Source organism: Paenibacillus paridis, assembly GCF_006345825.1.
GTDB classification, from domain to species: domain Bacteria; phylum Bacillota; class Bacilli; order Paenibacillales; family Paenibacillaceae; genus Pristimantibacillus; species Pristimantibacillus paridis.
Map to the genome: position 1 here is coordinate 107,542 of NZ_VCIX01000090.1, position 21,555 is coordinate 129,096.

Genomic DNA, 21,555 nt, shown 5'->3' on the forward strand with positions numbered 1-21,555 from the left:
AGCTTGTTTTGAGATTTTCAGGCATTTAGAAGGAATTTCCCCCTCTAATCCCAGATCATACGCATCGAATGGCAGAAAACAGTTGAATTAACGGGAGGAAATCCCTTTATTTCATATCTTCAGCTTATTCCGCTAGTTTATCGTGAGAAATTCCAGTTAATCATGAGCACAAACTACAGCTATGGTCCAAAATCGGATGGAAGCACTCTAACGACCCTCATTCCATCAACCACGTTTAAATTAGGCTTTCTTTTATTCCTGACTATTGTGTATAGTAGTTTCGATAAAGGAACGATAGAAAGGATTGTAGCTCTTGAAGAAGCTAGGGCAGTTGAATACGCTGCGCAACCAGATATTAATTGGGTTTATGCTTGTTATGGTTATTGTGCTGGCATCGGTCGGCTACTTTACGTATGGCCAGGTATCCGTGCTCCTGCGGAACAGCGCAGAGAAGCATATTCAACAGACCGCCGTTCAAGCGATGGGCAAGCTTGATGTGCTCCTGGGACAAATCGATACGCTGACCGCGCAGGTGGCTACGAACGCGTCTATCCAGCGATTATTGACGCAGGAAATTGATGGCAAGCCGATTCGCTTTGAGGAGCGCCAGTCGCTGCAGCAAGAAGCACGTAAATATGAGGCGTATGTCACAGGGATTCGGGCGCTTGAAATGTACAGCAGCGATTATAAAAGGCTGTTTCCGTTAGATGATATCAGTCTGGAAAGCCGGGTGCCGAAGGATTGGATTGACCAAGCCGATAGCGGCAAAGGACGATTGGTTTGGCTTGGCTTTGACCCGCAGGATGCAAACGTTGTCATCGCGATTCGCCATATTCGGTTAGTAGACCGTTCGTTCATCCATGCAGGCTATTTGGTCGTGCATATTGAGAAAAGTTATTTTGAGCTAACCGATGCCATGGCGGAAAATAACAATGAAACGCGGGAGCATATGGCTCTTTATGATGGAGCGGGCCAAGAAATTTTTTCTGATTTAACGATGGATGCTAGCGAGGAAAATTTTCTTGACCATGCCGGAGAAGCCATTACGGTCGGCAATGAATCGTATATTGCAATAGAGCAGCAATCGAAGGAAACCGGGTGGAAGCTGACGATATTGACGCCAGTCAATTATGCAACGGCGGGAATTTCAGTGCTGCGTACTGCTATTTTAGTTTCCGGCGCGGTCGGTGGCTTGCTGTTTCTGGTATTGACCTTTATTTTGTCGACGATGATTACTAGACCGATATTAAATTTGATCAAAGCGATGCGCGGTGCTCGATTTGGCACGTTGAAAGCGAACCCCAATACCTCCTCGACCATGGAAATCAATGAGCTTAACAATACGTACAACCAAATGGTCGATTCCTTGAATGAGCTAATCGAGGTTGTCTACCAGAAGGAAATCATACAGAGCCGAACGGAGCTTAAAGCGCTGCAAGCCCAAATTAATCCTCACTTTCTGTTTAACACCTTGGAAGCGTTTTATTGGGAGCTTGATGATAAAGGAGAAGAGGAGCTGGCCCAAATCGTAGTCGCCATGTCAGGCTTGTTCCGTTATGTGATCAACCGGACCGAGGATGATGAGTGGGTTACGATCGGGGATGAATTGGATCATGCGGAACGTTATTTGAAAATCATGGAGATGCGGATGGTGGACAGGCTGTCATGGCAAATAGAAGCTACGGAGGCGTGCAGGGCTGTACCGGTGCCCAAATTATTAATTCAACCGCTCGTTGAAAACGCCATATTGCATGGCATTGAGCAGCGGGTCGGGCCGGGGAAGGTTGTCCTGCGCGCCGAGCCATCAAGCCGGGCAGGATTTACAAGAGTGATGATTATCGACGATGGACCAGGCATGGATGCCGACGCAGTCGAGGCGCTCCAAGCCTTCATGAAAGAAGGTTACGTGGGCGGCTCCAAAGGTACGGGCGTTGGCGTGTCGAATGTGGAGCGCAGATTGAGGCTTTATTATCATGCGGCAGGAAGCGGGCTGAATATTCAAAGCGAGCTAGGTCGCGGAACTTTCGTTACCTTTGAAATACCGAATAGACTTGAAGGGAATGGCGGCAATGAAGACCATCTTAATCGTGGATGATGAACCTAGAACAAGGCAGGGGATTCGCAAAACGCTGGAGGCATGGTCCTACGGCCGGCATCGGATCGAAATGGCATCCAGCGGAGTGGAAGCGTTAGCTTGGTTGCAGCAAAATGAAGCTCATCTGCTCGTAACCGATATTAGAATGCCTGAGGTAGGAGGACTGGAGCTGGTCGAACGGTTAAGCGCTATGTCACCGCCCCCGGTTGTGATTGTCATTTCCGGGCATCCTGAATTCGACTATGCGCAGAAAGCGCTCCAGCTTGGGGTCGTCTCTTATTTGCTTAAGCCGCTGGTCAAGGAAAAATTAGTGCAAGCAGTCGAGCTGGCGTTGAAAAGGGAAGAAGAGATAAGCCGGCTGGTCAGAATGGAGAAGCTCTTTGACCCCAAACTTCTTGAGACGGTGCAAGAGGAGAAGCAGTACAGCGTCCAGGTGCGTGAAGCGCTCCGCCACATTGATGACCATCTGAGCGAGCAGGTCTCCATGCGTGCGGTTGCGGATCTATTGCATATGAATGCGAGCTACTTCAGCGTTTTGTTTAAAGAACAGACGGGCCTCACCTTCAGCGACTATTTGAGCCGCAGGCGAGTGCAGCGGGCTAAGGAATTGCTGGTTAATACGAGAGATTCCATCGCGGAAATTTCAGAGCAGGTGGGCTACCAGACAGCCAAATATTTTGTCAAAGTGTTCCGTTCCATAGAAGGCACTAGTCCGGGACAATATCGTCAAAACGTCTCTGATTCAGAAAAAAGCATCCAATAATTATGGTATTACTCCCAATGCTTATGTCCTTACGACTTGCGAACGATGTTGCTACAATCTAATTAAAGCGGTTTCAGTACGCTTACATTAGAATCAAAGGGGATGTAAACGTGTTCAACAAAAAAGGATTAATGCTCTTATTGGCGATCTGTCTGGTTCTGGTAGCAGCTGGCTGTGGTAAAAACAACAATGAAGGCAACAGCGGCAGTAAAGAAAACGCAGGCGTAAGCGGAGAAAAGGTTACCGTTAACTTTATGCATTTATGGCCAGAGGGCGTGTCTGCAGGGCAGAACAAAATCGTGAACCAAATTATAAAAGCCTATCAGGCTGAGCATCCGAATGTGACAATTAAGCAAGAGGTGCTCGATAATGAGCAATATAAAAACAAGCTGAAGGTGCTTTCGGCATCCAATAAGCTGCCGGATGTGGGAGTCACGTGGGCCGCCGGATTTTTGCAGCCGTACGTGGAAGGAAAGCTGTTTACACCTGTAGATGACTTGCTTAGCGGCGAATTGAACGGCAAGTTCGTATCCGGTACGACAGAGGCCTATGCGATTGACGGTAAAACGTATGCGCTTCCACTCGAATTCAACATCGCTCCTGTTTACTATAACAAAGCCCTTTTTGAGAAATACAACCTTGAAATCCCGCAAACCTACGAGCAATTAAAAGCTGTTGCAAAAACTTTGTCCGAGAATGGAATCGCGCCGATTGCGCTTGGCAACAAGGACCGTTGGACGGGCTCGCTCTGGTATATGTATTTAGCTGACCGGATTGCAGGGCAGCAGACGTTATCCGGTGCGATTAACGGCGATGGCTCCTTTATGGACGAAGGATTGCTGAAAGCAGCAACTGAAGTGCAGACGCTGGTAGACAGCAATGCATTCGTGAAGGGTTTCAATGGATTGTCCAATGAAGAAGCGAAGTCGGAGTTTTTGAACGGCAAAGCCGCGATGTATATGATGGGCACCTGGGAGCTGCCGAACTTCACGACCAATGAAGATATCCCGAAAGAATTTCGAGACAGCGTTGGCTTCTTTAAATTCCCGACAGTTGAGGGCGGAAAAGGAGACATTAACAGCTGGGTTGGCGGTCCAGGCGTTGGGCTATTCGTAGCCGAAAATTCCGCGGTAAAAGCGGAAGCGAAAGCATTCGTCGAATACTTTGTCACCCAGTGGGGAGAGCAAGCGGTAACTGGGGCGGGTGTAATTCCAGCGACTAAAGTGGATACATCGAGCATGGAGCTGCCGCAGCTTTATATCGATTTGTTTAATGAAATGAATCAAGCAAGCAGCATTACCTTATTTGCAGATGTTCAAATGCAAGCCAGTGCAGCCGAAACTCACCTGAATATGATTCAAGCTCTGTTTGGAAAGGCAGCGACGCCTGAGAAATTCTCGGAGGAGCATGATAAAGCCGTTTCCGAAGGAAAGTAATTGCTCATGAGCTTGAACGGTGGAGGACATAGATGCGGGCAATGCCCGCATAGGTCTTCCGCCCATTCATTATGAAGGAAGGAGTCGGCCCATTTGGACAAAGTGCTTTCGAACAAAAAAATCATTGCTTTATACGTGCTGCCGTCTCTGTTATTGATATTAGCGATTGTTTATATACCGATTGTACTGACCGCCTATTACGGCTTGAATGAATGGAACGGCATTGGTGCGATGACTTTCGTTGGGCTGGATAACTATCTCGCTTTGTTTAAGGATACAACTTTTTGGAACAGCGCATGGCATTCTCTGCTGCTTGCCGTTTTCTCGGGAATAAGCCTCGTGCTCTACCTTATCGTTGCAATGGTGTTAGCCGCGCGGATTAAAGGAGCTAATCTATTTCGCAAAATCTATCTCATTCCTATGCTTCTATCATCGGTAGCGATTGCTCAGCTTTGGCTCAAAATCTATCACCCAACTAACGGCGTGCTAAACAGCGTGCTGGAATCACTTGGTTTTGCCAACCCTCCCGCATGGCTCGCGGAGTCATCTCTAGTATTATTTGCTTTGTTTATTCCGATTTTGTGGCAGTATGCGGGTTTTTATATTTTGATTTATTATGCGGCCCTGAAGAACATCCCGGCGTCACTCGAGGAAGCGGCCAAGATTGACGGGGCGAATGCCCTTCAGATTGCTTGGAAGATCAAGCTGCCGCTTGTGATGGAAGTCATTAAAGTCACGATTGTACTGGCTGTTGTGGGCTCATTAAAATATTTTGATTTAATCTTCGTTATGACAGATGGCGGTCCTAATGGGGCAAGTGAAGTTATGGCGTCGTATATGTATCATGAAGCGTTTCGAGCCTACGATTTTGGATATGGCAGCGCAATCGGCTTTTTCCTGCTGGTTATTTGTCTGGCTGTCACTTGGGTCATTCGCAAATTAACGGCCTCAAAGGATACGATCCAATACTCGTAAGGAGGAACACTTCATGGTTACTGGAAATGTGAAAATTCGGAATGATCTGTCGGAAGCAAGACTGGGGATCAGCTCCAAGCTAGGTTACGGTTTATTGTATGCCGTTTTGATAGTGGTCGCGGCGCTGCAGCTTTTTCCTCTTGTCTGGCTTTTGTTTTTCTCTCTTAAAAACAATCAGGAGGTATTTAATCTCCCTCCCTTGTCGCTGCCGATGAACCCTCGATGGGAAAACTACGAGAAAGTTTGGAGTGCCGGGAACATCGATGTTTATTTTTTTAACAGTGTATGGATTACCGTTGCGGCAACCGCTATAACCGTGATATTGGGCAGTCTAGTCACTTATGCCGTCACTAGAATGAAATGGAAGGGCAGCTCGCTGGTGCTCGGCTTATTTATGGTAGCCATGATGATTCCGGTTCATTCCACGTTAATCCCGCTGTTCAGCCTGTTCAATAAAGTGGGGCTGACGGATCATCCTTTGTCGCTGATTTTAGCTTATGTCGCTTTCAATATGCCGATAACGATCATGATTTTGCTCGGGTTCTACTATGCGCTGCCGCGCGAGGTTGAGGAAGCTGCGATTATTGACGGCTGCTCGGTTAACCGTATGTTCTTCCAGATTGTGTTCCCGATGACAAGCTCCGTGCTTGCTACAACGGCGATCATTAACATGATTTACAACTGGAATGAATTTATTTTCGTAAACACGTTTATCAGCTCCGATGCTTATAAAACATTGACTGTCGGCGTGCAAAATTTTATTGGTCAATATACAACGGATTGGGGAGCAATCGGAGCCACTCTCATGATCAGCATTCTCCCGATCTTGATTACGTTTCTGTTTCTCAGCAACCGCATCGTTGAAGGGATTGCGGCTGGCTCAGTGAAAGGGTAAGTGACAAATTGGGTCTAATGGGTAAAGAAAAATGTTCAAGCAGGAAAGTATTTCTTCTTTCCCGATACTGAGACTTTACTCTCAATTTCGCATGTTTCATTCCCTTTTTGAAGGATTTTCCTCCATTGCTGTCGAAATTTCGTAGAACAAGTTTCTGAAATGGAGGAAAGTCAGCTTTGAGATTACGAAATCAACTAATCGGTGGAACCGTCGCATTGGCCTTATTATCCGGAGGCGCAGATGCTGCATATGCCTCAATCCAGAACCTGACTGCCAGTAAAGCAGGGGCTCAACCATACGCACAAAGCAAATCAGCTGTTGCCAATATTGTAGATATTACGAATTTACGCAAAGGGCCGGGGCTGGATTATGATATTGTCGCCAGGGCGAAGGCAGGGGATTCCTTCCCCATAGTCAGCTCCAAAGGGGACTGGTATCAAGTCACTCTCTCCGGGGGCGGAACGGCCTATGTTGCGAATTGGGTTGTGGAAACGGTTGGAGCGAGCGGTGGCCAAACCTCAACGAATAATGGCCAAAAGCCGGACAGCGGCAAACCGCCCGGCAGCAATCAGGATAAGGAAGTCATCGTAAACATTGTGGACACCACTAATTTGCGCAAAGGACCAGGGCTGGATTATGAGATTGTTACCAAAGCGAGGGCAGGCGAATCGTTTCCGGTCGTTTCCATTAAAGGTGACTGGTATCAAGTATCACTGCCAAGCGGAGGAACCGCTTACGTTGCGAATTGGGTCGTAAATACAGGGGTCGCCAGCCAAAGCGGAAGCAAGGTATACATTTACCATACGCATAATCGCGAGTCTTGGAAAAATGTATCCAGCAGCTCAAAGGGCTCTTCGGTGGATGATCCGAAGGTAAACATTACGCTGGTCGGCAAGCAGCTTGCGCAAAGCCTTCAGAAGAAGGGAATCCCCACGATGGTGGAGGAAACGGACTTTACCGCAAGGCTGAATGAGCAGAAATTAAGCTATACGCAAGCTTATAACGAATCGCGCAAAGCGGTCGATAAAGCGATGAAATCCCATGCTTCCTTGTCTTATTTCTTCGATATCCACCGCGATGCGGATGTTCCGCGCAGCAAAACAACGGTTACCATAAACGGGAAAACGTATGCGCGAATTATGTTCGTGATTGGCGACGCCAATCCTACGTACAAGGAAAACAAAAAGTTTGCCGATGCTTTGAATGAGCTGCTGAATAAGAAGTATCCAGGCATATCGAGAGGCGTTCTGACCAAAAGCGCCCATCAAGGGAACGCCGAATACAACCAATCCGTCTCTAATGGAAGCTTGCTGCTCGAATTCGGAGGCATCAACAATACGCTGCAAGAAAACCTTCAAACCGCAGAAGCTTTTGCGGATGTATTTGCCGAATATTATAAATCAATCAAATAGCTTTAAACAAAGAACGCAATGCTTTCTGCTTATGCAGAAGCCATTGCGTTCTTTGTTTTCTAAGAGGATATACTATTCGTAAGAAAGCTTTTTAATAATCATTTCACCTATAAAGGGTTCAATTAAATTTTGCTCTTCGTGCAGCCATTTTTCTTCAAACAGCTGGAGCCTCATTGCTTGATAGAAATCCAGCAGCGCTTGCTTCAAAGTCATATTATGCTGCAATAGCAATTTGGGATCTAATAGCCTTCTTAATACGACATCCATCTGGATCAGGATGATCTCAGAATTCATTTGGTGGAATACGCCAAGCTCCATCCCTCTGTTCATATAGGCGACTAGCCTCATCTGACAACGCTCTACCGCCTGAGACAGCGCTGCCGATAAATCGGGATAAGCGGTGTTTAGGTCTTGCAGGAGAATGTCGCTCAAATAAAAGGCCATTTTGAACGATTGCTTGAATACTTTCGCAAACGACTCGCCGTAAAGCTTCAAAGCCTCATGGGACGGGAGCGTTTCGTTGGCGGGTATTAGGTTATATGGATCTACCTCGAACATAAGCGATTCGGTATAGTTTACGCATTTCTCAACTAAACATTCTATAATGTCATCTTTGGATGAAAAGTATTTATACATGGTTGCCTTGCTGATATCCATATATTTGGCCGCATCGTCCATTTTAATCGCGCTGAAGCCATGTTTTTGAACAAACGGTAGTATTTTAAGTATAAGTTTCGTTTTGGTTGATTTTCTTTTCTCTGACATCTGGTCCGTTTCACAATCCATCATACAGCTACGCCTCCTGCCTGCATGATTTAGTATAACGCAATTTAAGATTTAATTAAACCAAACTATACAAAGTAAACTTTTTTAATCTTTTTAGTTTACTTCGTTTAATTATTATGCTATCTTCATTTCAGGAAAGCAAAAAATGAATTTGAAGGAGCCAGCTATGAGTACAAATACAGGATTAACTGAGGCCAATCCGACGACCTCTTTACGTGCGCTTGTTGCCCCGTTGATTGCCATTATTATCGGATTGTTCATGGTTATTTTAGATACCACGGCCGTAAATGTAGCCATTCCTGTGCTTACAGCCGACTTCAACAGCTCGCTAAGCGTTGTCCAGTGGACGATTACCGCCTATGCTCTTGCTCAGGCGGCAGTTATTCCCTTGGCTGGATGGATGTCAGACCGGGTTGGAGCGAAACGCGTGTTTATCATTTCGATTATTTTGTTCACCGTGGGCTCGATTTTGTGTGCCTTTGCTACGACGGCGGAGCAGCTTATTTTCTTCAGAGTGCTGCAAGGGCTAGGCGGCGGCATGGTGATGCCCATTGCCTTTGCCATGACGTACCGGCTCAGCCCTCCAGAAAAAGTAGGCATGATTATGGGCTTCATGGGCGTGCCCGTGTTGCTCGCCCCTGCGCTAGGACCGATCGTATCCGGTTATTTGGTTGACTATGTGAGCTGGCAATGGATTTTTCTGATTAATGTTCCCATTGGCATTATCGGCGTCGTAATGTGCTTGATTGTGCTGCCGAATTTTGCGAAGAAGGTTTCCGCTTCCTTGGATTTTTGGGGAATTATGCTGGCGCCGCTTGCGTTTGGAGGCCTCTCCTATGGGCTTAGCGAAGGAGGCACCAGTTGGACTTCTGCCAAAACGATCATCGGAATTGCCATTGGCGTTGTTGCCCTGATCTTGTTTATTATCGTTGAGCTCACTCGCAAAAATGAGCCATTGCTGGAGCTTCGGGTGTTCCGCTCGGCTCAGTTTACCCGAGGCATTCTGGTGCAGTGGATTTTGCAATTTGCCATGTTTGGCGTAATCTTCACCGTACCGTATTTCATGCAGCAATTGATGGGGATGAGCGCATTCGAAGCAGGCTTATGGACGCTACCTCAAGCGGTTGCCGCCGGAATTATGATGCCGCTCGGAGGTCGTTTATTCGACCGTATCGGCGCAAGGCCATTAGTGATTTTAGGATTAACCTTTGTCGCTATCGGCGCTTTTCTTATCTCTTTCATTGATCCGAGCAATACCCCTTGGTTATTTTTCGTGCCGCGTGTCCTGCTTGGCATGGGAATGGGCTTGTCGATGCTCTCATTGAATACCCATTTGATTCAAACGGCGCCAAGAGACCTTGTCGGGCGAGTCACTTCCTTAACCAGCGCGGCTCAGCAGGTAGTCACTTCATTCGCGGTAGCCGGGCTTACGACGTTTCTTGTCAGCCGCACAAGCCATTTTGTAAGTAAAGGCGAGGCTCCGGTACCGGACGCGATGACGCATGCCTTTCATAATACCTATCTATTGCTAGCGGTGCTGGCTGCGGTAGGGGTGCTGCTGGCGACCACACTCAAACGGTCTGCGGGTGAGAGTACAGCAACCCAGACCCACGTAGTCGATGAAGGCTCCATCCTATCCTAACCGCGTGTTGAACTATCCATTTCATAGAGGTTTTCGATTAAGAAGCAAAAAACCGGCGAGCCCTAGGCTCGGCCGGTTTTTTGCATATGAAATGCAGCTTGCCTTAACGGAAGCTTAATTCGTTTCGGACGGCCTGCTATTTAAGTAAGGAAGCGTTAATAAAAGGTTTCATTACAGTTAAGGCGTTTCTGATACAATGGAGTCATGGGTCTCTATGGTCGTTTCGGATAGACTGGATTAGGCACGAAGGCTAAACGAAAGAGAGACATGATGAACGGGGGATTAATTATGTTTGAATGGATTCAGCAATCAGAAGGGATCTGGCAGTATATCGTCTTATTTTTACTCGCGGCAGCGCCGTGGCTGGATGTTTTTCTTGTCGTGCCGCTCGGCATCGTTGCGGGAATGTCTCCTGTTGCCGTAGCTATAACTGGTTTTGCAGGAAACTTTCTAATGATATTGCTTCTGGGTGTCTTCTTTAATCAATTCACTAGCTGGAGAGAGAAACGTAGGCTAAAGAAGGGCATTACCGCTCCATCGAAGAAAGAGACCAGGGCCAGGCAAGTGTGGGACCGCTATGGCCTTCCCGGACTTGCGCTGCTTGCTCCCGTTATTGTCGGTACGGATATCGCCGCTTTGCTGGCGTTGACATTCGGTTCATCAAGAACGCGGGTCATTCAATGGATGGCGGTCAGTCTTGCGTTATGGACGATTGCGATGGCGCTCGGCTCCGTTTACGGATTTGGTTATATGAATTTGATATAATTTAGTAAGTACTAGATAAATGATGGAATGAAATTGTTTGGAATCGCGCACAGGATGGAACTGAGCGTGACAAACCCCGACCGGAGCAGGTCGGGGTTCTTGTGCTTGTAAAATGAATTCGCAACCGATAAAACCCTTTCCCGTATTTATGATATAAAATGGTTCTGATGAATTCTTAACAGCTAATGGAGAAACCTCATCCTCCCATAAAATCTATTCCAAAAACCACAATAGAAGTTGAGGTCATATACCGTATGAATGACGAATTTATAATTCATGCCGATACCTGTTATCGGCTGGCTGAGCAGAAGGCCACTCGCTACTTTGCTGCGTTATTTGAGCAAATGAAAGAAAAGCGGTATGTGCCTGCCCTGTCCGAGGATTTCCGCGAGTGGAAACGAAACCATATTCATCGCCGGTCATGGCTGTCTTTTCTCTCGCGAGGAAAGCAAAGCGTCGCTGCTGGGGACTATCATCGTTATATTCAGTGGCTGAGCCATACAGGCAAATTGGACGACTATTTGGACCGAAGCGTCTCCTATATCTACATGAGAGACCTGGGCAAGGCCATGGACTCTCCCGATACGCAAGCAAGGATTCAGCGTGTGGCTGCGGACATCAAGCATCGTTTAAACCCATCCACTGCAAATGGAAAAGAGCAGCCAGAGTTTATGAGTTTAGCAGGATTGTATCGGTGGGCGCAGACGGAAGGCGTTGAAACGGCAGTCATATGGGTAATCAATAAGCTCAAGGAAGTATCGGTACATCTTCCGAAGGAAATGAATGCCGAGCATGCGCAAAGGAAACTGATTAAGATCATTATTGGCGTGGTTTTGCATGCGATCGAAGAAATGACAGATGTACGATTGCCTTCGGAACGTGCCCGAAGGCTTGATGAAGCCATCAGGCTCGGTTATTCCTATGGCCTGACCTATCCGTTCATTGATGATCTACTGGATGCGAGAGTTCTAACCCAACAAGAGAAATCACAGTATTCAACGATTATTCGAGCTGCGCTGCTTACCGGATCGGTGCCGGAATTGGGAGAGTGGACGGGATCCAATCAGGTCCTGATTCAATTCATTCACGCTGAGCTTGTAGAGGCTTTTGTTTACATTAAGTCTTATCAGGGGCTGGAGACAGAGCAGCTGTTTTTCGAGCAGACTTATGTTTTTTTTCATTCGCAGGAATTGGACCGGGCCAAGGAGCTTAGCTATGCCGGGTACACAAACGAAGAGTTGTACATTCCAATTATTTTAAAGTCTGCCTCATCTAGGTTGATCGCGCGTTCCGTGCTTCATGCTTCTATGGACGAGGACTTTGAGAGTCGAACGTTCTATTATGGCATATACAATCAGCTGGCCGACGATTTTTCGGATATGTTTGACGATAGGAATGACGGGGCGGTTACTCCGTACACCTATTATCTCGCTTACCGCGAGCAGCGTCCGGATCTCATTAATCCCTTTGAACTATACTGGACGGTTATCTTTTATCTAATCCATCACGTATATCATTCCGATGCCAAGGCTCGCGAGGTGATTCTGAATCGTGCGATCAACGGTTTAAAGCGTTGCAAAGAACGTCTTGGCGTTGAAAAATACGACGGGATTATGAATATATTTGCTTGCGGAGGACCAGAGTTTAATCGGCTAATTCAATATCTGGTTCAAAAAGCCGATGACGTGGATTTCTTGGATAAGCTGTTTCGGGACCAACTGGTCACTTTTCTTAAAGAAGAACGAAAAGAGAAAGAAAATTTCTTGGAGACCATTAAAACAGCCCGTGAGCAAATTAATAATACGCTGCGGATTGCCAAGACAGAAGGAATGCCGCCGATGAAAGAGGCCTTGATCGATGCGGCAAATTACAGTCTTGAAGGGGATGGGAAACGTCTGCGTCCCATCCTGACTTGGGTCATGGGCGTGCAGGAATACGGACTGCAAGCCACGGCGATCGTCCCTTTATTGAGATCCTTGGAGTATATGCATACGGCCTCCCTGATTTTCGATGACTTGCCGTCCCAGGATAATGCTGCTAAGAGGAGAGGCCGCCCTACGCTCCATCAGGTGCATAATAGCGCGACTGCGGAAATAACGGGCTTATTGTTGATACAGAAGGCAATTCAGGAACAAGCGTCACTAGAACCGTTCAATGCCAAAACCGTGCTGGCCTTGATAAAATATTCAGCCGAAAAGGCAGAGGATATGTGTATGGGGCAAGCGATGGATTTGAATTCCAAAGGATTAGCATTGACATTAGAGCAATTGAATACGATCTGCTTCTACAAAACGGGAATCGCGTTTGAGGCTGCTTTGGTTATGCCAGCCATACTAGCCGAGGTTGGCGATAAGGAAATCGCCGTTTTGAAAACCTACGCATACCATGCAGGCATTGCTTTTCAGATTAAGGATGATTTGCTAGATTTGGAGGGGGATGAGCGTTTGCTTGGCAAGCCCGTGGGCAAGGACGCGGCAAACAATACCTCTACCTTTGTATCCATCCTCGGGAAGGAAGGCGCAAGCAAAGCCATGTGGGAGCACTATTGCATCGCCATGGAAACGCTGAAAGCGATGCCGCGCCGTACTACATTTCTAACCCACTTATTGAGTTATATCGTTAACCGGGACCGTTAGGCGAATGCGCAAGAGGCAATTTTCTATATCCAATGCTGCCTTGGCCTGATGTACTGGAAAGCATTCCGTAGAACTGCTCTTTACTCACTGACTACGGGTAGAGTCCCCCTGTAACGCTTCATGTTACGGGGGATATTTGCTGTATGGATAAATCAGATGACGCAGCAGCAACTGGCGGAGAAGCTAGCGTGACCACGCAAATTTTGATTACCTCCAACCGTATGAATTAGCGGGAATTTCTCCCTCTATTCTAAAGGATTTCAGCTTTTATTGACGATTAGCTTGAATTATTCCTTCTATTTCCTGAAAAACGTCCGAGAATCTTTTGTAACACTTTGATTAACGGGACTATTTCCATCTAATGCATGTACCCAACGAATCATGTTATTTTAATAGGAGAAATTCCATCTAAGTAAGATAAGCATACGAAAGTCCCTCAAATTCCTCTACAGAAACCTCTACAAACACCTCCGTAAACACCTCGGAAAAGTGCCTAAGATAACTTCATATCCGTTTATGACGACAAATTGATGAGTTTAATTTGTTACAGGCATGGCAAACTTTAATAATAGGACATGATGCTGTCCAGTATAGCGTTATATAGTGAGAATACTACTGGATCTTATAGCTAAGGATATAGGCGTAGAGGAGAAGTTGTTTTTACATTTTGATAAAAGAAGAGGTATACGATGAAAGATATAAGCTTTAATGAAGCGGTTGATCGGTCCGTTCAAATTAGAGAGCTGTACCATCAATTGGAACGGAAGCATCACGAAAAAGAATGGACGGTAGAAGAGGATGCTCTGGCTTTTCTTACGGATGCCGGTTTGGTTGGTCGTTTGACGATGTCTCAACAAGGGCGCTGGACGATGAAGGGAGAGACCATGCCCGAATTAGAGCATAAGCTCGGCGAATGTGTATGGTGGTTAATTATTTTGTCAGAACGCATGAATATCGATATCGCGGATGCATTGGACAATTTCTTATCCAAAACTGAAAAAAAGCTGCAAGCATAATCTATTATTCTATGAAAATTTTTGTTAAATGATTGTGTTGATTTTCAAAGAGTAATGTTTTTCTATATGAATGCCGCTCCGCATTAACCTCTTTTTTATTAAATGGTTAGTAGTCTACTAGGTTGCTAGGTATACGTCCGTTCAACAATAAGCATCTCAGCGTAGGATGAATCAAATCCCAAGGAGGTGCTGTGTTGAATTGTTTAGCAAATAAGCATAAGAAAAGATGCCATAAAAAAGTGGTAGTCGTATGTAAACCTAAGAGTATTAAAAAGAAAGATTGTATTAAAAAGAAAGATCACCATCAAAAGAAAAATGTGATTATAAAAAAGAAAATCGTAAAGGTAACCTGCCCGCGTCCCGTTGTTAAGGTCACACCGGTGCCAGGGCCTGCGGGTCCACAAGGCGCACAAGGACCAACGGGTCTTCAAGGAGTAGTAGGGCCTCAAGGAGTAGCAGGACCTCAAGGGGCAGTAGGGCCTCAAGGAACAGTAGGCGCTCAAGGAGTAGCAGGACCACAAGGTCCAGTAGGACCGCAAGGAGCAACAGGAGCACAAGGACCTGCGGGAGGCATAGCCGATTTTGCTTTCCTCTGCAGCGACGAAGAGCAAACCATTGAAGCAGCACCAGCTCCAGGCGGCCAAGGTGGGGCGGTAACGTTTAATAACTCTCTTATCAATGCAACAGCTCTTTCGTTCGCTCCTCCATCCAATATTGTGATTAATACGGCTGGTATTTACAATATTAGCTGGGAAGTATTCCCTACAGCTGGCAATAGTGCATTTGGATTGTTCTTTGATCCGGCGGGTGCAGCGCCTGCAGCGCTGGTTCCATGCAGCAATTACGGTTCGGGAGCAGGGAACAACCCTTACCAAGGCCAAGTTGTGGCCCAATTATCTGCTGGCGGTATTTTGACATTAAATCGCATCGATAACACAGGTGCACAGACGTTGCAAAATGACATTGGCGGGGGTACGCCAACCATTAGTGCTTCTATCGTCATTGAGAAGTTAGCCTAGTTCAGGCTGACTCTCCAAGAACATTGAATAAATTTGCTTTTTTAAAATAGATTATAGGATAGGAAAGAGAAAAATAAATAGCATCTATAAGGGACTGAGGAGAGAGAAGCTCTAGTCTCTTTTTTTTTTTTTTTTTTGCCCATGTATGAATTTAAAAAGCTAGAATCGTTATCTTATAGGAGACTGAGAAAAGCGGAGATAAGTCTATACGCTGGAAGCCGAAGCATGGAAATTTTTTGTATTGCTTTGGCAAGGAATGGGGATAATTGAAACAAACGAATGTCAGGGGGAGCAACCATGAGGAAGGATACAACGAGCCAGGAAGGGAGAATCCTGCAAGAGGATTTTTCCATAGAGGACATTGTAGCCGCGTTAGGCAATCCGCCCGATCTCATTCATCACCATTTTGCGAATAACCCTGATATTAAAGGGCATTGCCTGTTTATTGAAACCCTTGTGGACAAAAATAAAATCGAAGATACCATTCTGAGGTTTATTTCGGAAGGTATTGGATCGCTGCAAATAGGGATGGACACCGTTGAGTATTTGAGATACAAAATTCCTATTGCTTCGACTTCAAGCATTTCAGATCTGCATGCCTGCTTGGAGGCTCTTTTGGATGGAAGATGCTTATTAATCATTGATCATTGCAACGAGATTCTTCAGCTGGATGTAGCTATGTCCTATCACCGTTCCATTGATAAGCCCGAGACGGAAGCGACCGTTCGAGGTCCTCATGAGGCTTATAATGAAGATTTGGCCACGAGTATTGGACTATTGCGCAAAAGAATCCGCACTACCGATTTGCGATTTGAACAATTTATTGTTGGCACAAAAACGGAAACAAGGGTCGTTATTGTATATCTGCATGATCTTGCGCCTGATGATGTCATTGGACAGTTCCGCAGTAGAATTAAGGCGATAGACACCGATAGCATATTAGACACATCCTATGTGGAGGATTTGATTGGGGACAAAACCTACTTTCCGATCCCTTTGATGATGAAATCCGAAAGACCCGATGTTACGGCATCTCATCTCTTAGAAGGGCGAGTTGTCGTTTTGGTGGATTGCAGCCCGCTGGCGCTGATTGGGCCTGTTACTTTTTTTCAGTTTTTTTCATCGCCTGAGGACTATTACCAAAGACCGGACATCGCTACCTTTATGCTTTGGATTAGGTTTTTTTCCTTTTTATTGGCCATTTTTGTTCCTGCGCTCTACATAGCCGTTACGACCTACCAGCAAGGTCTGCTGCCTCCTTCCCTATTGGTGAGCATTGCGGCTCAGCGTGAAGGCGTGCCTTTTCCATCCTATGTGGAAGCTTTTTTAATGGCCGGCATTTTCGAGGTTTTGCGGGAGGCTGGCTTACGCATGCCACGGATTGCTGGACAAGCGATATCGATTGTCGGTGCGCTTGTTCTAGGCGAAGCGGCCGTTCAGGCAGGCTTAGTATCTGCAGCTATGGTTATTGTCGTTGCTGTGACTGCAATTGCGAGCTTCGTTGCGCCTAATTATAATTTCGGCTTATCGCAAAGGTTCCTGCAGTATTCCTACATGGTTCTAGCCAGCTTCTTAGGCTTGTTCGGCATATTGTGCGGAGCTTTGTTTACGATCGTACATTTCGCTTCCTTAAGATCCTTTGGCATTCCGTTTTTCGCCCCATTGGCACCTACGGTCATCTCGGATTGGAAGGATATACTGATGCGGGTGCCCCGTTCCAAGCTTAAGACGTATCCAAGGATGAACAGGACGAAACGGAAAAATAGATTTTAAACGAGAACACGAAGGGTGGCTCTCATGAAGGGTAATCAGCAGGCGTGGAAAATGAAAGTATGCTGCAGTTTGGTTATGTGCTTCTGCTTAACCGCATGCTGGGATTTAGTGGAGGTTAATCAGATGGCTATCGTAAATTTTATCGGAATGGACATTAATCCGGAAGAGGGGGGAAGTACGTTTTATTACCACATCGTAAATCCTTCGGGAATTGCCGCGCAAAAAACTTCCGGGATCAATGCGCCTGTCTATACGTTCCGCGTCAGCTCAAAGCTTGCCACAGAGGTTCCGTCAAAGCTGCTCGACAGCATTCCGAAGCGGCCGTTTTTCGACCATTCCGAAGCGATGGTGGTAACGGAAAGAGCAGCGAGAAAAGGAATCGTGGATCAGCTGAATTTTATGGAGAAGCAGCGGGATCGGCAATCTACCATCAATATGCTAGTTACGGATTCACCCTTATCCGATTTTATGCAAATCTACACCACGCTTGAAAGATTGCCAGGCAATAATGTGCGTACCATTATTGAAAATCAGTCCATGGAATCCGGAGAAGCGAGCTACCGCTCGCGAATAAAAGATGTGGTTGAAAATCTAGATACCAATACATTGATCGTATTGCCGCTTGTTAGCGTCTCCGGCTCACGCGAGAGTTCGACTACTCAAAGATATGAGCATATGGACGCTAATGAAGGAAGCTTTATACTAAGAGGGGGGGCCCTAATTAAACAGGGGGCTATGATTGGGAAATTATCCGCCTACGAAATGCCATTTTACAACTTGCTGAACGGTGAAATAAAGATGCTTCATCAAATCGTCCATTTAAATGAGGGACATGTTGATCTTTGGCTGAAGGATATTTTAGTCAAAAAGAATTTAGTTCAAAAATCCGGTCATCCGGTTATCAACATTCAAATCAAAGCTAAAGTCCATATCGATGGCAATACGCAAGAGACGAAATTAACAGCTGATAACTTAGATCTGATTATAACTCAGCTCAGCAAACAGGTCGTAGAAAGATCCAATCAATTGTATGAGAAAACGAAAGCAAAGCATTGGGATATTATGGGCATTGAGGAGATGATAAGCCGCAAGCGCGGGAGCACCCGGAAGAAGCCCATGGAGGGCAAGGGGAAATGGGAACAAACTGAGCTTGCCGTATCTGTACATTTTGTCATCCAAACCTTCGGCAATACGTTAGATCCTTATAAATCAGGTGATGTCGATGGTTAAAGAGCACATTAGTGGATGGCAATTTTATTTGTTAACGGTGAACTATGCCTTAGGAACTGCCTTTTTTATACGGCCGGGCAGCGTGATTTCCTCAACCAAACAAGACGGATGGATCATTCCATTGGTTGCGGGTGCTTTTGCCATTGTGATTGCTTGTTTATGGTTGCTATTGTCTAATGCAAATCCGGAATTAAGTATCGTACAAATCGCTCTAGCTGCTGCAGGCAAGCCGATCGGCGGGTTGATCGCGATCGTTTACATTTGGTATTTTATACAAACGGCAAGCTGGGTGACCCGCAATCTTGGTGATTTTATGAAGACCATTCTCATGCCAAATACGCCCATATCGGTATTTCATATCATGTTTTTGGTCATTGCTTGTTATGCTGTCATCAGAGGAGTCGAGACGATAGCAAGAACGAGTGAGTTTCTTACGCCATTTGTGCTGCTTGTCTTATTTGTGATTTATATTTCTGCACTTAATGAATGGAACTGGGAACGATTTGAGCCTATGTTTCAGGCCTCGTTTATGAAATTGATCAAAGACTCAGCGCCGGTCATCGGTTTTCCCTATCTGGAGACGGTAACCATCATGATGCTTGCCCCGTATGTCAAAACAAGACTCAAGTCAAGCTTGCTGCTAGGTCTCGCCACGGCAACGCTATTATTAAGCGGAATTGTTTTTGTGACTATTGGTGTGCTAGGCGCAGCACGCAGCTCGCATCTTCTGTATCCTCTGTATACCATTGTAGAGGAGCTTCGGATCGCGGAATTCATTGAACATTTGGAATCTACGATCGTTATCGTTTGGTTGATTTGGATTTTTCTCAAGCTTTGCATTGCCTATTATTGCGCAGTGGAGGGCATTCGCCAGCTGTTTCAAATGAAGGAGAGAACGTGGATCGCTATTCCGCTTGTTCTTCTTATCTCCGGTATCGCGATATCGTTAAATGATAACGTAGTTGAGAACATTGACTGGGACCGAAAATATATTTTCGCGTATTCCTGTTTGTTTGGTATCGTTTTGCCCTTGCTGCTCCTTGTTTTATCTTGGATTCGACAGCGCACGCGAAAGGGGAAGGAGGCATCGCCATGATTAGATTTATTCTCCTTTTTTCACTTGCTTTTGCAGGTGTTATTGTATTTTTTATTCATCGAAAAAAAACAATCAAGGATGTAATCGTCTTTGTGGTGCTCTCTCTTTTCTCATTAATCATTTGGATCGACATTATGAAGGAGCATCACTTCAACCCTAATCTATGGATTAGCTGGATGTTTGATTGGGTTGGTTTTTAGAATGATTTAAGAATGCGAGATGAAACAGTGCTTAGACGAATTTAAGCTTCATGAAGTTCAGCAACCAACGATAAAGACCGCCCTATTAAAAGGCGGTCTTTATCGTTACAGGTGAGTTATTAATTGATTAACGAATTGCTCCAAGTAGTGCTGGTCAATCTTGTCAAACCGATCTAGCGATGGACTATCAATATCGAGGACGCCGAACAAATCGCCGTTCATGAGGATGGGGATAACGATTTCTGATCGCGACGCGGAGTCGCAAGCAATATGCTCCGGAAATTTATGGACATGATCCACTCTGACCGTCTTTCTTTCGGTAGCAGCTTTACCGCATATGCCTCGGTGCAGAGGGATACGGACGCAAGCCGGGAGGCCTTGAAACGGCCCTAACACAAGTTCTTCGTTTTTGTACAAGTAAAACCCAACCCAGTTAACATCGTCTAAAAATTGATTCAGCAGCGCTGAAGCATTGGAAAGGTTTGCGATCACGTCAGACTCTCCTGCGAGCAATGCTTCAAGCTGGCGGATGACTAACTCATAATTTTGCTCTGGGGATCCTTTGTAGCGTTCTGGCTGAAACATAATCGGGCTCCTTTCGCGTGAGGGACAGATGCCTAGAAATGCTTTATTGTTCAACATAGTTTAACATATCAACGTTCATTTTCGAAATTAGCCTGTCGCTCAAGTTGAACGCTGCATGCTCTATTTTTCTCTTTCATAAAAGATGGATAACCGCTATTCTGATATAAAACAATTGCTCAGGGAAGGGTTCTGCTTCATGAACAAAACAGATCGTATGTTAGCCATAGTGCTTGAGCTCCAGCGGAACAAGATGCTGCGAGCAGAGGATCTGGCAGCTGCTTTTGAAACAAGTGTGAGAACCATTTACAGGGATATTCAGGCTTTGAGCGAAGCAGGCGTACCCGTGGTCGGGGCGCCAGGGCAAGGGTACTCCTTAATGGAAGGGTATTTCCTTCCTCCAGTTAGCTTTACGGTGGAAGAAGCGGTGGCTTTACTTATTGGGACACAATTTGTCGAGCAGTGGTTTGATGACCGTTATGGCAGGAAGGCTCAAGCTTCACGGGGGAAAATTGAAGCCATTCTTCCGGAACCAGTGTGCAAGGAGGCTTCCCGGATTCGAGAGAGCTTTCGTCTGCTTGCTTCCGCTGGAGACGTGACGCGGATACAAGAGAAAGCCTTCATGGAAGTGGTTCGTCGCGCGATATTAGAGGAAAGGAAAATAAGATTCCGATATTCCAAAAGAATCGCCGAGGCTGATGGAAACCGGCAAAGTATCCGTACGGTTGCTCCTTATGGTCTTGTGCTCCATCAAGGGTCATGGGTACTGATCGCAAGGTGTGACTTGCGGCAGGATATCCGCCATTTCCGGCTATCCCGGATGACAGAGCTAATCGATCTGGAGGAGCCATTTAAGCTGCCGCCAAATTTTCAATTGGAGGAGTACCAGCCACCAGATGATCGCAACGTTCTTGTGCGCCTATCGGTTCAACCTGACATTGCCGATAAGGTAAGGGAGTCGAATAACTTTTACACAGAAATCATAGAGGATCATCCGGAAGGGCTGCTGGTGACCTTGCGCGTTCGGCAGCCTGAGGAGCTGCTGCAATGGGTGCTCGGCTGGGGAGGCGGAGTGGTGGTGCTCGAACCGGAAGCCTTTCGGCAAAGGATTAGAAACGAAGCGGAAAAAATGTTAAAACGCTACTGACATGATGGTGTCAGTAGCGTTTTTGTATAGTTAGATAAAACGGAAACTAATGGAGCAGTTAAAGCAAGAATCGGTTCGCTAAGCACC

18 protein-coding genes are annotated in these 21,555 nt (G+C 46.0%); 16 read left to right on the top strand and 2 right to left on the bottom strand.

Going from position 1 to position 21,555, the window contains the following annotated elements:
• The first annotated feature begins 313 nt into the window (after window positions 1-313).
• The 6 genes from FJQ58_RS19830 (at window position 314) to spoIIP (ending at window position 7,576) form a co-directional block, all read left to right on the top strand.
• The gene (locus tag FJQ58_RS19830; protein WP_139996507.1) at window positions 314-2,095 is read left to right on the top strand and encodes a cache domain-containing sensor histidine kinase; all 1,782 of its coding nucleotides are present in this window, start codon (window positions 314-316) and stop codon (window positions 2,093-2,095) included.
• Window positions 2,070-2,858, top strand: coding sequence for a response regulator transcription factor (locus FJQ58_RS19835; RefSeq protein WP_139996508.1), 789 nt, complete (start codon window positions 2,070-2,072; stop codon window positions 2,856-2,858). The genes FJQ58_RS19830 and FJQ58_RS19835 overlap by 26 nt, the downstream gene beginning before the upstream one ends.
• Before the next feature lie 110 nt (window positions 2,859-2,968).
• Entirely contained in the window at window positions 2,969-4,294 is a 1,326-nt protein-coding gene (locus FJQ58_RS19840; protein WP_139996509.1) for an ABC transporter substrate-binding protein, read from the top strand.
• A gap of 93 nt (window positions 4,295-4,387) precedes the next feature.
• Complete coding sequence (locus FJQ58_RS19845; protein ID WP_139996510.1) at window positions 4,388-5,269, top strand: carbohydrate ABC transporter permease; 882 nt, start codon at window positions 4,388-4,390, stop codon at window positions 5,267-5,269.
• Between the two features lie 13 nt (window positions 5,270-5,282).
• On the top strand, window positions 5,283-6,164 hold the full coding sequence (locus FJQ58_RS19850; RefSeq protein ID WP_139996511.1) for a carbohydrate ABC transporter permease: 882 nt from the start codon (window positions 5,283-5,285) through the stop codon (window positions 6,162-6,164).
• Window positions 6,165-6,340: 176 nt separating this feature from the next.
• Window positions 6,341-7,576 carry a stage II sporulation protein P gene (gene spoIIP / locus FJQ58_RS19855; protein ID WP_139996512.1) on the top strand — a complete coding sequence of 412 codons (1,236 nt, stop codon included), beginning with the start codon at window positions 6,341-6,343 and terminating at the stop codon, window positions 7,574-7,576.
• A gap of 72 nt (window positions 7,577-7,648) precedes the next feature.
• Here the strand turns inward: spoIIP and FJQ58_RS19860 are convergent, their stop codons facing one another.
• Entirely contained in the window at window positions 7,649-8,365 is a 717-nt protein-coding gene (locus FJQ58_RS19860) for a TetR/AcrR family transcriptional regulator (RefSeq protein WP_139996513.1), read from the bottom strand.
• A 163-nt stretch (window positions 8,366-8,528) separates the two neighbouring features.
• Between FJQ58_RS19860 and FJQ58_RS19865 the strand changes: the two genes are divergently transcribed.
• The 9 genes from FJQ58_RS19865 to FJQ58_RS19905 all read left to right on the top strand — a co-directional run bounded on the left by FJQ58_RS19865 (window position 8,529) and on the right by FJQ58_RS19905 (window position 19,739).
• Window positions 8,529-10,004 (top strand): DHA2 family efflux MFS transporter permease subunit, encoded by a 1,476-nt coding sequence (locus FJQ58_RS19865; protein ID WP_139996514.1) that lies wholly within the window; start codon window positions 8,529-8,531, stop codon window positions 10,002-10,004.
• Between the two features lie 288 nt (window positions 10,005-10,292).
• On the top strand, window positions 10,293-10,769 hold the full coding sequence (locus tag FJQ58_RS19870) for a small multi-drug export protein (RefSeq protein ID WP_139996515.1): 477 nt from the start codon (window positions 10,293-10,295) through the stop codon (window positions 10,767-10,769).
• A 254-nt stretch (window positions 10,770-11,023) separates the two neighbouring features.
• The gene (locus FJQ58_RS19875) at window positions 11,024-13,405 is read left to right on the top strand and encodes a polyprenyl synthetase family protein (RefSeq protein ID WP_202915294.1); all 2,382 of its coding nucleotides are present in this window, start codon (window positions 11,024-11,026) and stop codon (window positions 13,403-13,405) included.
• A gap of 689 nt (window positions 13,406-14,094) precedes the next feature.
• Window positions 14,095-14,421: a nucleoside triphosphate pyrophosphohydrolase family protein gene (locus FJQ58_RS33015; protein ID WP_139996516.1), complete on the top strand. Its 327-nt coding sequence runs from the start codon at window positions 14,095-14,097 to the stop codon at window positions 14,419-14,421.
• Window positions 14,422-14,738: 317 nt separating this feature from the next.
• Window positions 14,739-15,440 carry a collagen-like protein gene (locus FJQ58_RS19885; RefSeq protein ID WP_238404205.1) on the top strand — a complete coding sequence of 234 codons (702 nt, stop codon included), beginning with the start codon at window positions 14,739-14,741 and terminating at the stop codon, window positions 15,438-15,440.
• 297 nt (window positions 15,441-15,737) lie between these two features.
• On the top strand, window positions 15,738-17,213 hold the full coding sequence (locus FJQ58_RS19890; RefSeq protein WP_139996518.1) for a spore germination protein: 1,476 nt from the start codon (window positions 15,738-15,740) through the stop codon (window positions 17,211-17,213).
• A gap of 51 nt (window positions 17,214-17,264) precedes the next feature.
• Window positions 17,265-18,443, top strand: a complete 1,179-nt coding sequence (locus FJQ58_RS19895) for a Ger(x)C family spore germination protein (protein WP_274382335.1) — start codon at window positions 17,265-17,267, stop codon at window positions 18,441-18,443.
• On the top strand, window positions 18,436-19,539 hold the full coding sequence (locus FJQ58_RS19900; RefSeq protein WP_139996520.1) for a GerAB/ArcD/ProY family transporter: 1,104 nt from the start codon (window positions 18,436-18,438) through the stop codon (window positions 19,537-19,539). The genes FJQ58_RS19895 and FJQ58_RS19900 overlap by 8 nt, the downstream gene beginning before the upstream one ends.
• The gene (locus FJQ58_RS19905; RefSeq protein ID WP_139996521.1) at window positions 19,536-19,739 is read left to right on the top strand and encodes a hypothetical protein; all 204 of its coding nucleotides are present in this window, start codon (window positions 19,536-19,538) and stop codon (window positions 19,737-19,739) included. The genes FJQ58_RS19900 and FJQ58_RS19905 overlap by 4 nt, the downstream gene beginning before the upstream one ends.
• 105 nt (window positions 19,740-19,844) lie before the next feature.
• Here FJQ58_RS19905 and FJQ58_RS19910 read toward each other — a convergent pair whose 3' ends face one another.
• Window positions 19,845-20,324, bottom strand: a complete 480-nt coding sequence (locus FJQ58_RS19910) for a GAF domain-containing protein (protein WP_139996522.1) — start codon at window positions 20,322-20,324, stop codon at window positions 19,845-19,847.
• 196 nt (window positions 20,325-20,520) lie between these two features.
• Here FJQ58_RS19910 and FJQ58_RS19915 point away from each other — a divergent pair, with 196 nt between their 5' ends.
• Window positions 20,521-21,468: a helix-turn-helix transcriptional regulator gene (locus FJQ58_RS19915; protein ID WP_139996523.1), complete on the top strand. Its 948-nt coding sequence runs from the start codon at window positions 20,521-20,523 to the stop codon at window positions 21,466-21,468.
• The last annotated feature ends 87 nt before the right edge of the window (window positions 21,469-21,555 follow it).

Bases quoted from the DNA above. Each gene is read 5' to 3' on its own strand.
- FJQ58_RS19860 (WP_139996513.1), bottom strand. From the start codon at position 8,365: ATGATGGATTGTGAAACGGACCAGATGTCAGAGAAAAGAAAATCAACC.
- FJQ58_RS19900 (WP_139996520.1), top strand. From the start codon at position 18,436: ATGGTTAAAGAGCACATTAGTGGATGGCAATTTTATTTGTTAACGGTG.
- FJQ58_RS19895 (WP_274382335.1), top strand. From the start codon at position 17,265: ATGAAAGTATGCTGCAGTTTGGTTATGTGCTTCTGCTTAACCGCATGC.
- FJQ58_RS33015 (WP_139996516.1), top strand. From the start codon at position 14,095: ATGAAAGATATAAGCTTTAATGAAGCGGTTGATCGGTCCGTTCAAATT.
- FJQ58_RS19865 (WP_139996514.1), top strand. From the start codon at position 8,529: ATGAGTACAAATACAGGATTAACTGAGGCCAATCCGACGACCTCTTTA.
- FJQ58_RS19835 (WP_139996508.1), top strand. From the start codon at position 2,070: ATGAAGACCATCTTAATCGTGGATGATGAACCTAGAACAAGGCAGGGG.
- FJQ58_RS19870 (WP_139996515.1), top strand. From the start codon at position 10,293: ATGTTTGAATGGATTCAGCAATCAGAAGGGATCTGGCAGTATATCGTC.
- FJQ58_RS19915 (WP_139996523.1), top strand. From the start codon at position 20,521: ATGAACAAAACAGATCGTATGTTAGCCATAGTGCTTGAGCTCCAGCGG.
- FJQ58_RS19850 (WP_139996511.1), top strand. From the start codon at position 5,283: ATGGTTACTGGAAATGTGAAAATTCGGAATGATCTGTCGGAAGCAAGA.
- FJQ58_RS19890 (WP_139996518.1), top strand. From the start codon at position 15,738: ATGAGGAAGGATACAACGAGCCAGGAAGGGAGAATCCTGCAAGAGGAT.
- FJQ58_RS19905 (WP_139996521.1), top strand. From the start codon at position 19,536: ATGATTAGATTTATTCTCCTTTTTTCACTTGCTTTTGCAGGTGTTATT.
- FJQ58_RS19875 (WP_202915294.1), top strand. From the start codon at position 11,024: ATGAATGACGAATTTATAATTCATGCCGATACCTGTTATCGGCTGGCT.
- FJQ58_RS19910 (WP_139996522.1), bottom strand. From the start codon at position 20,324: ATGTTTCAGCCAGAACGCTACAAAGGATCCCCAGAGCAAAATTATGAG.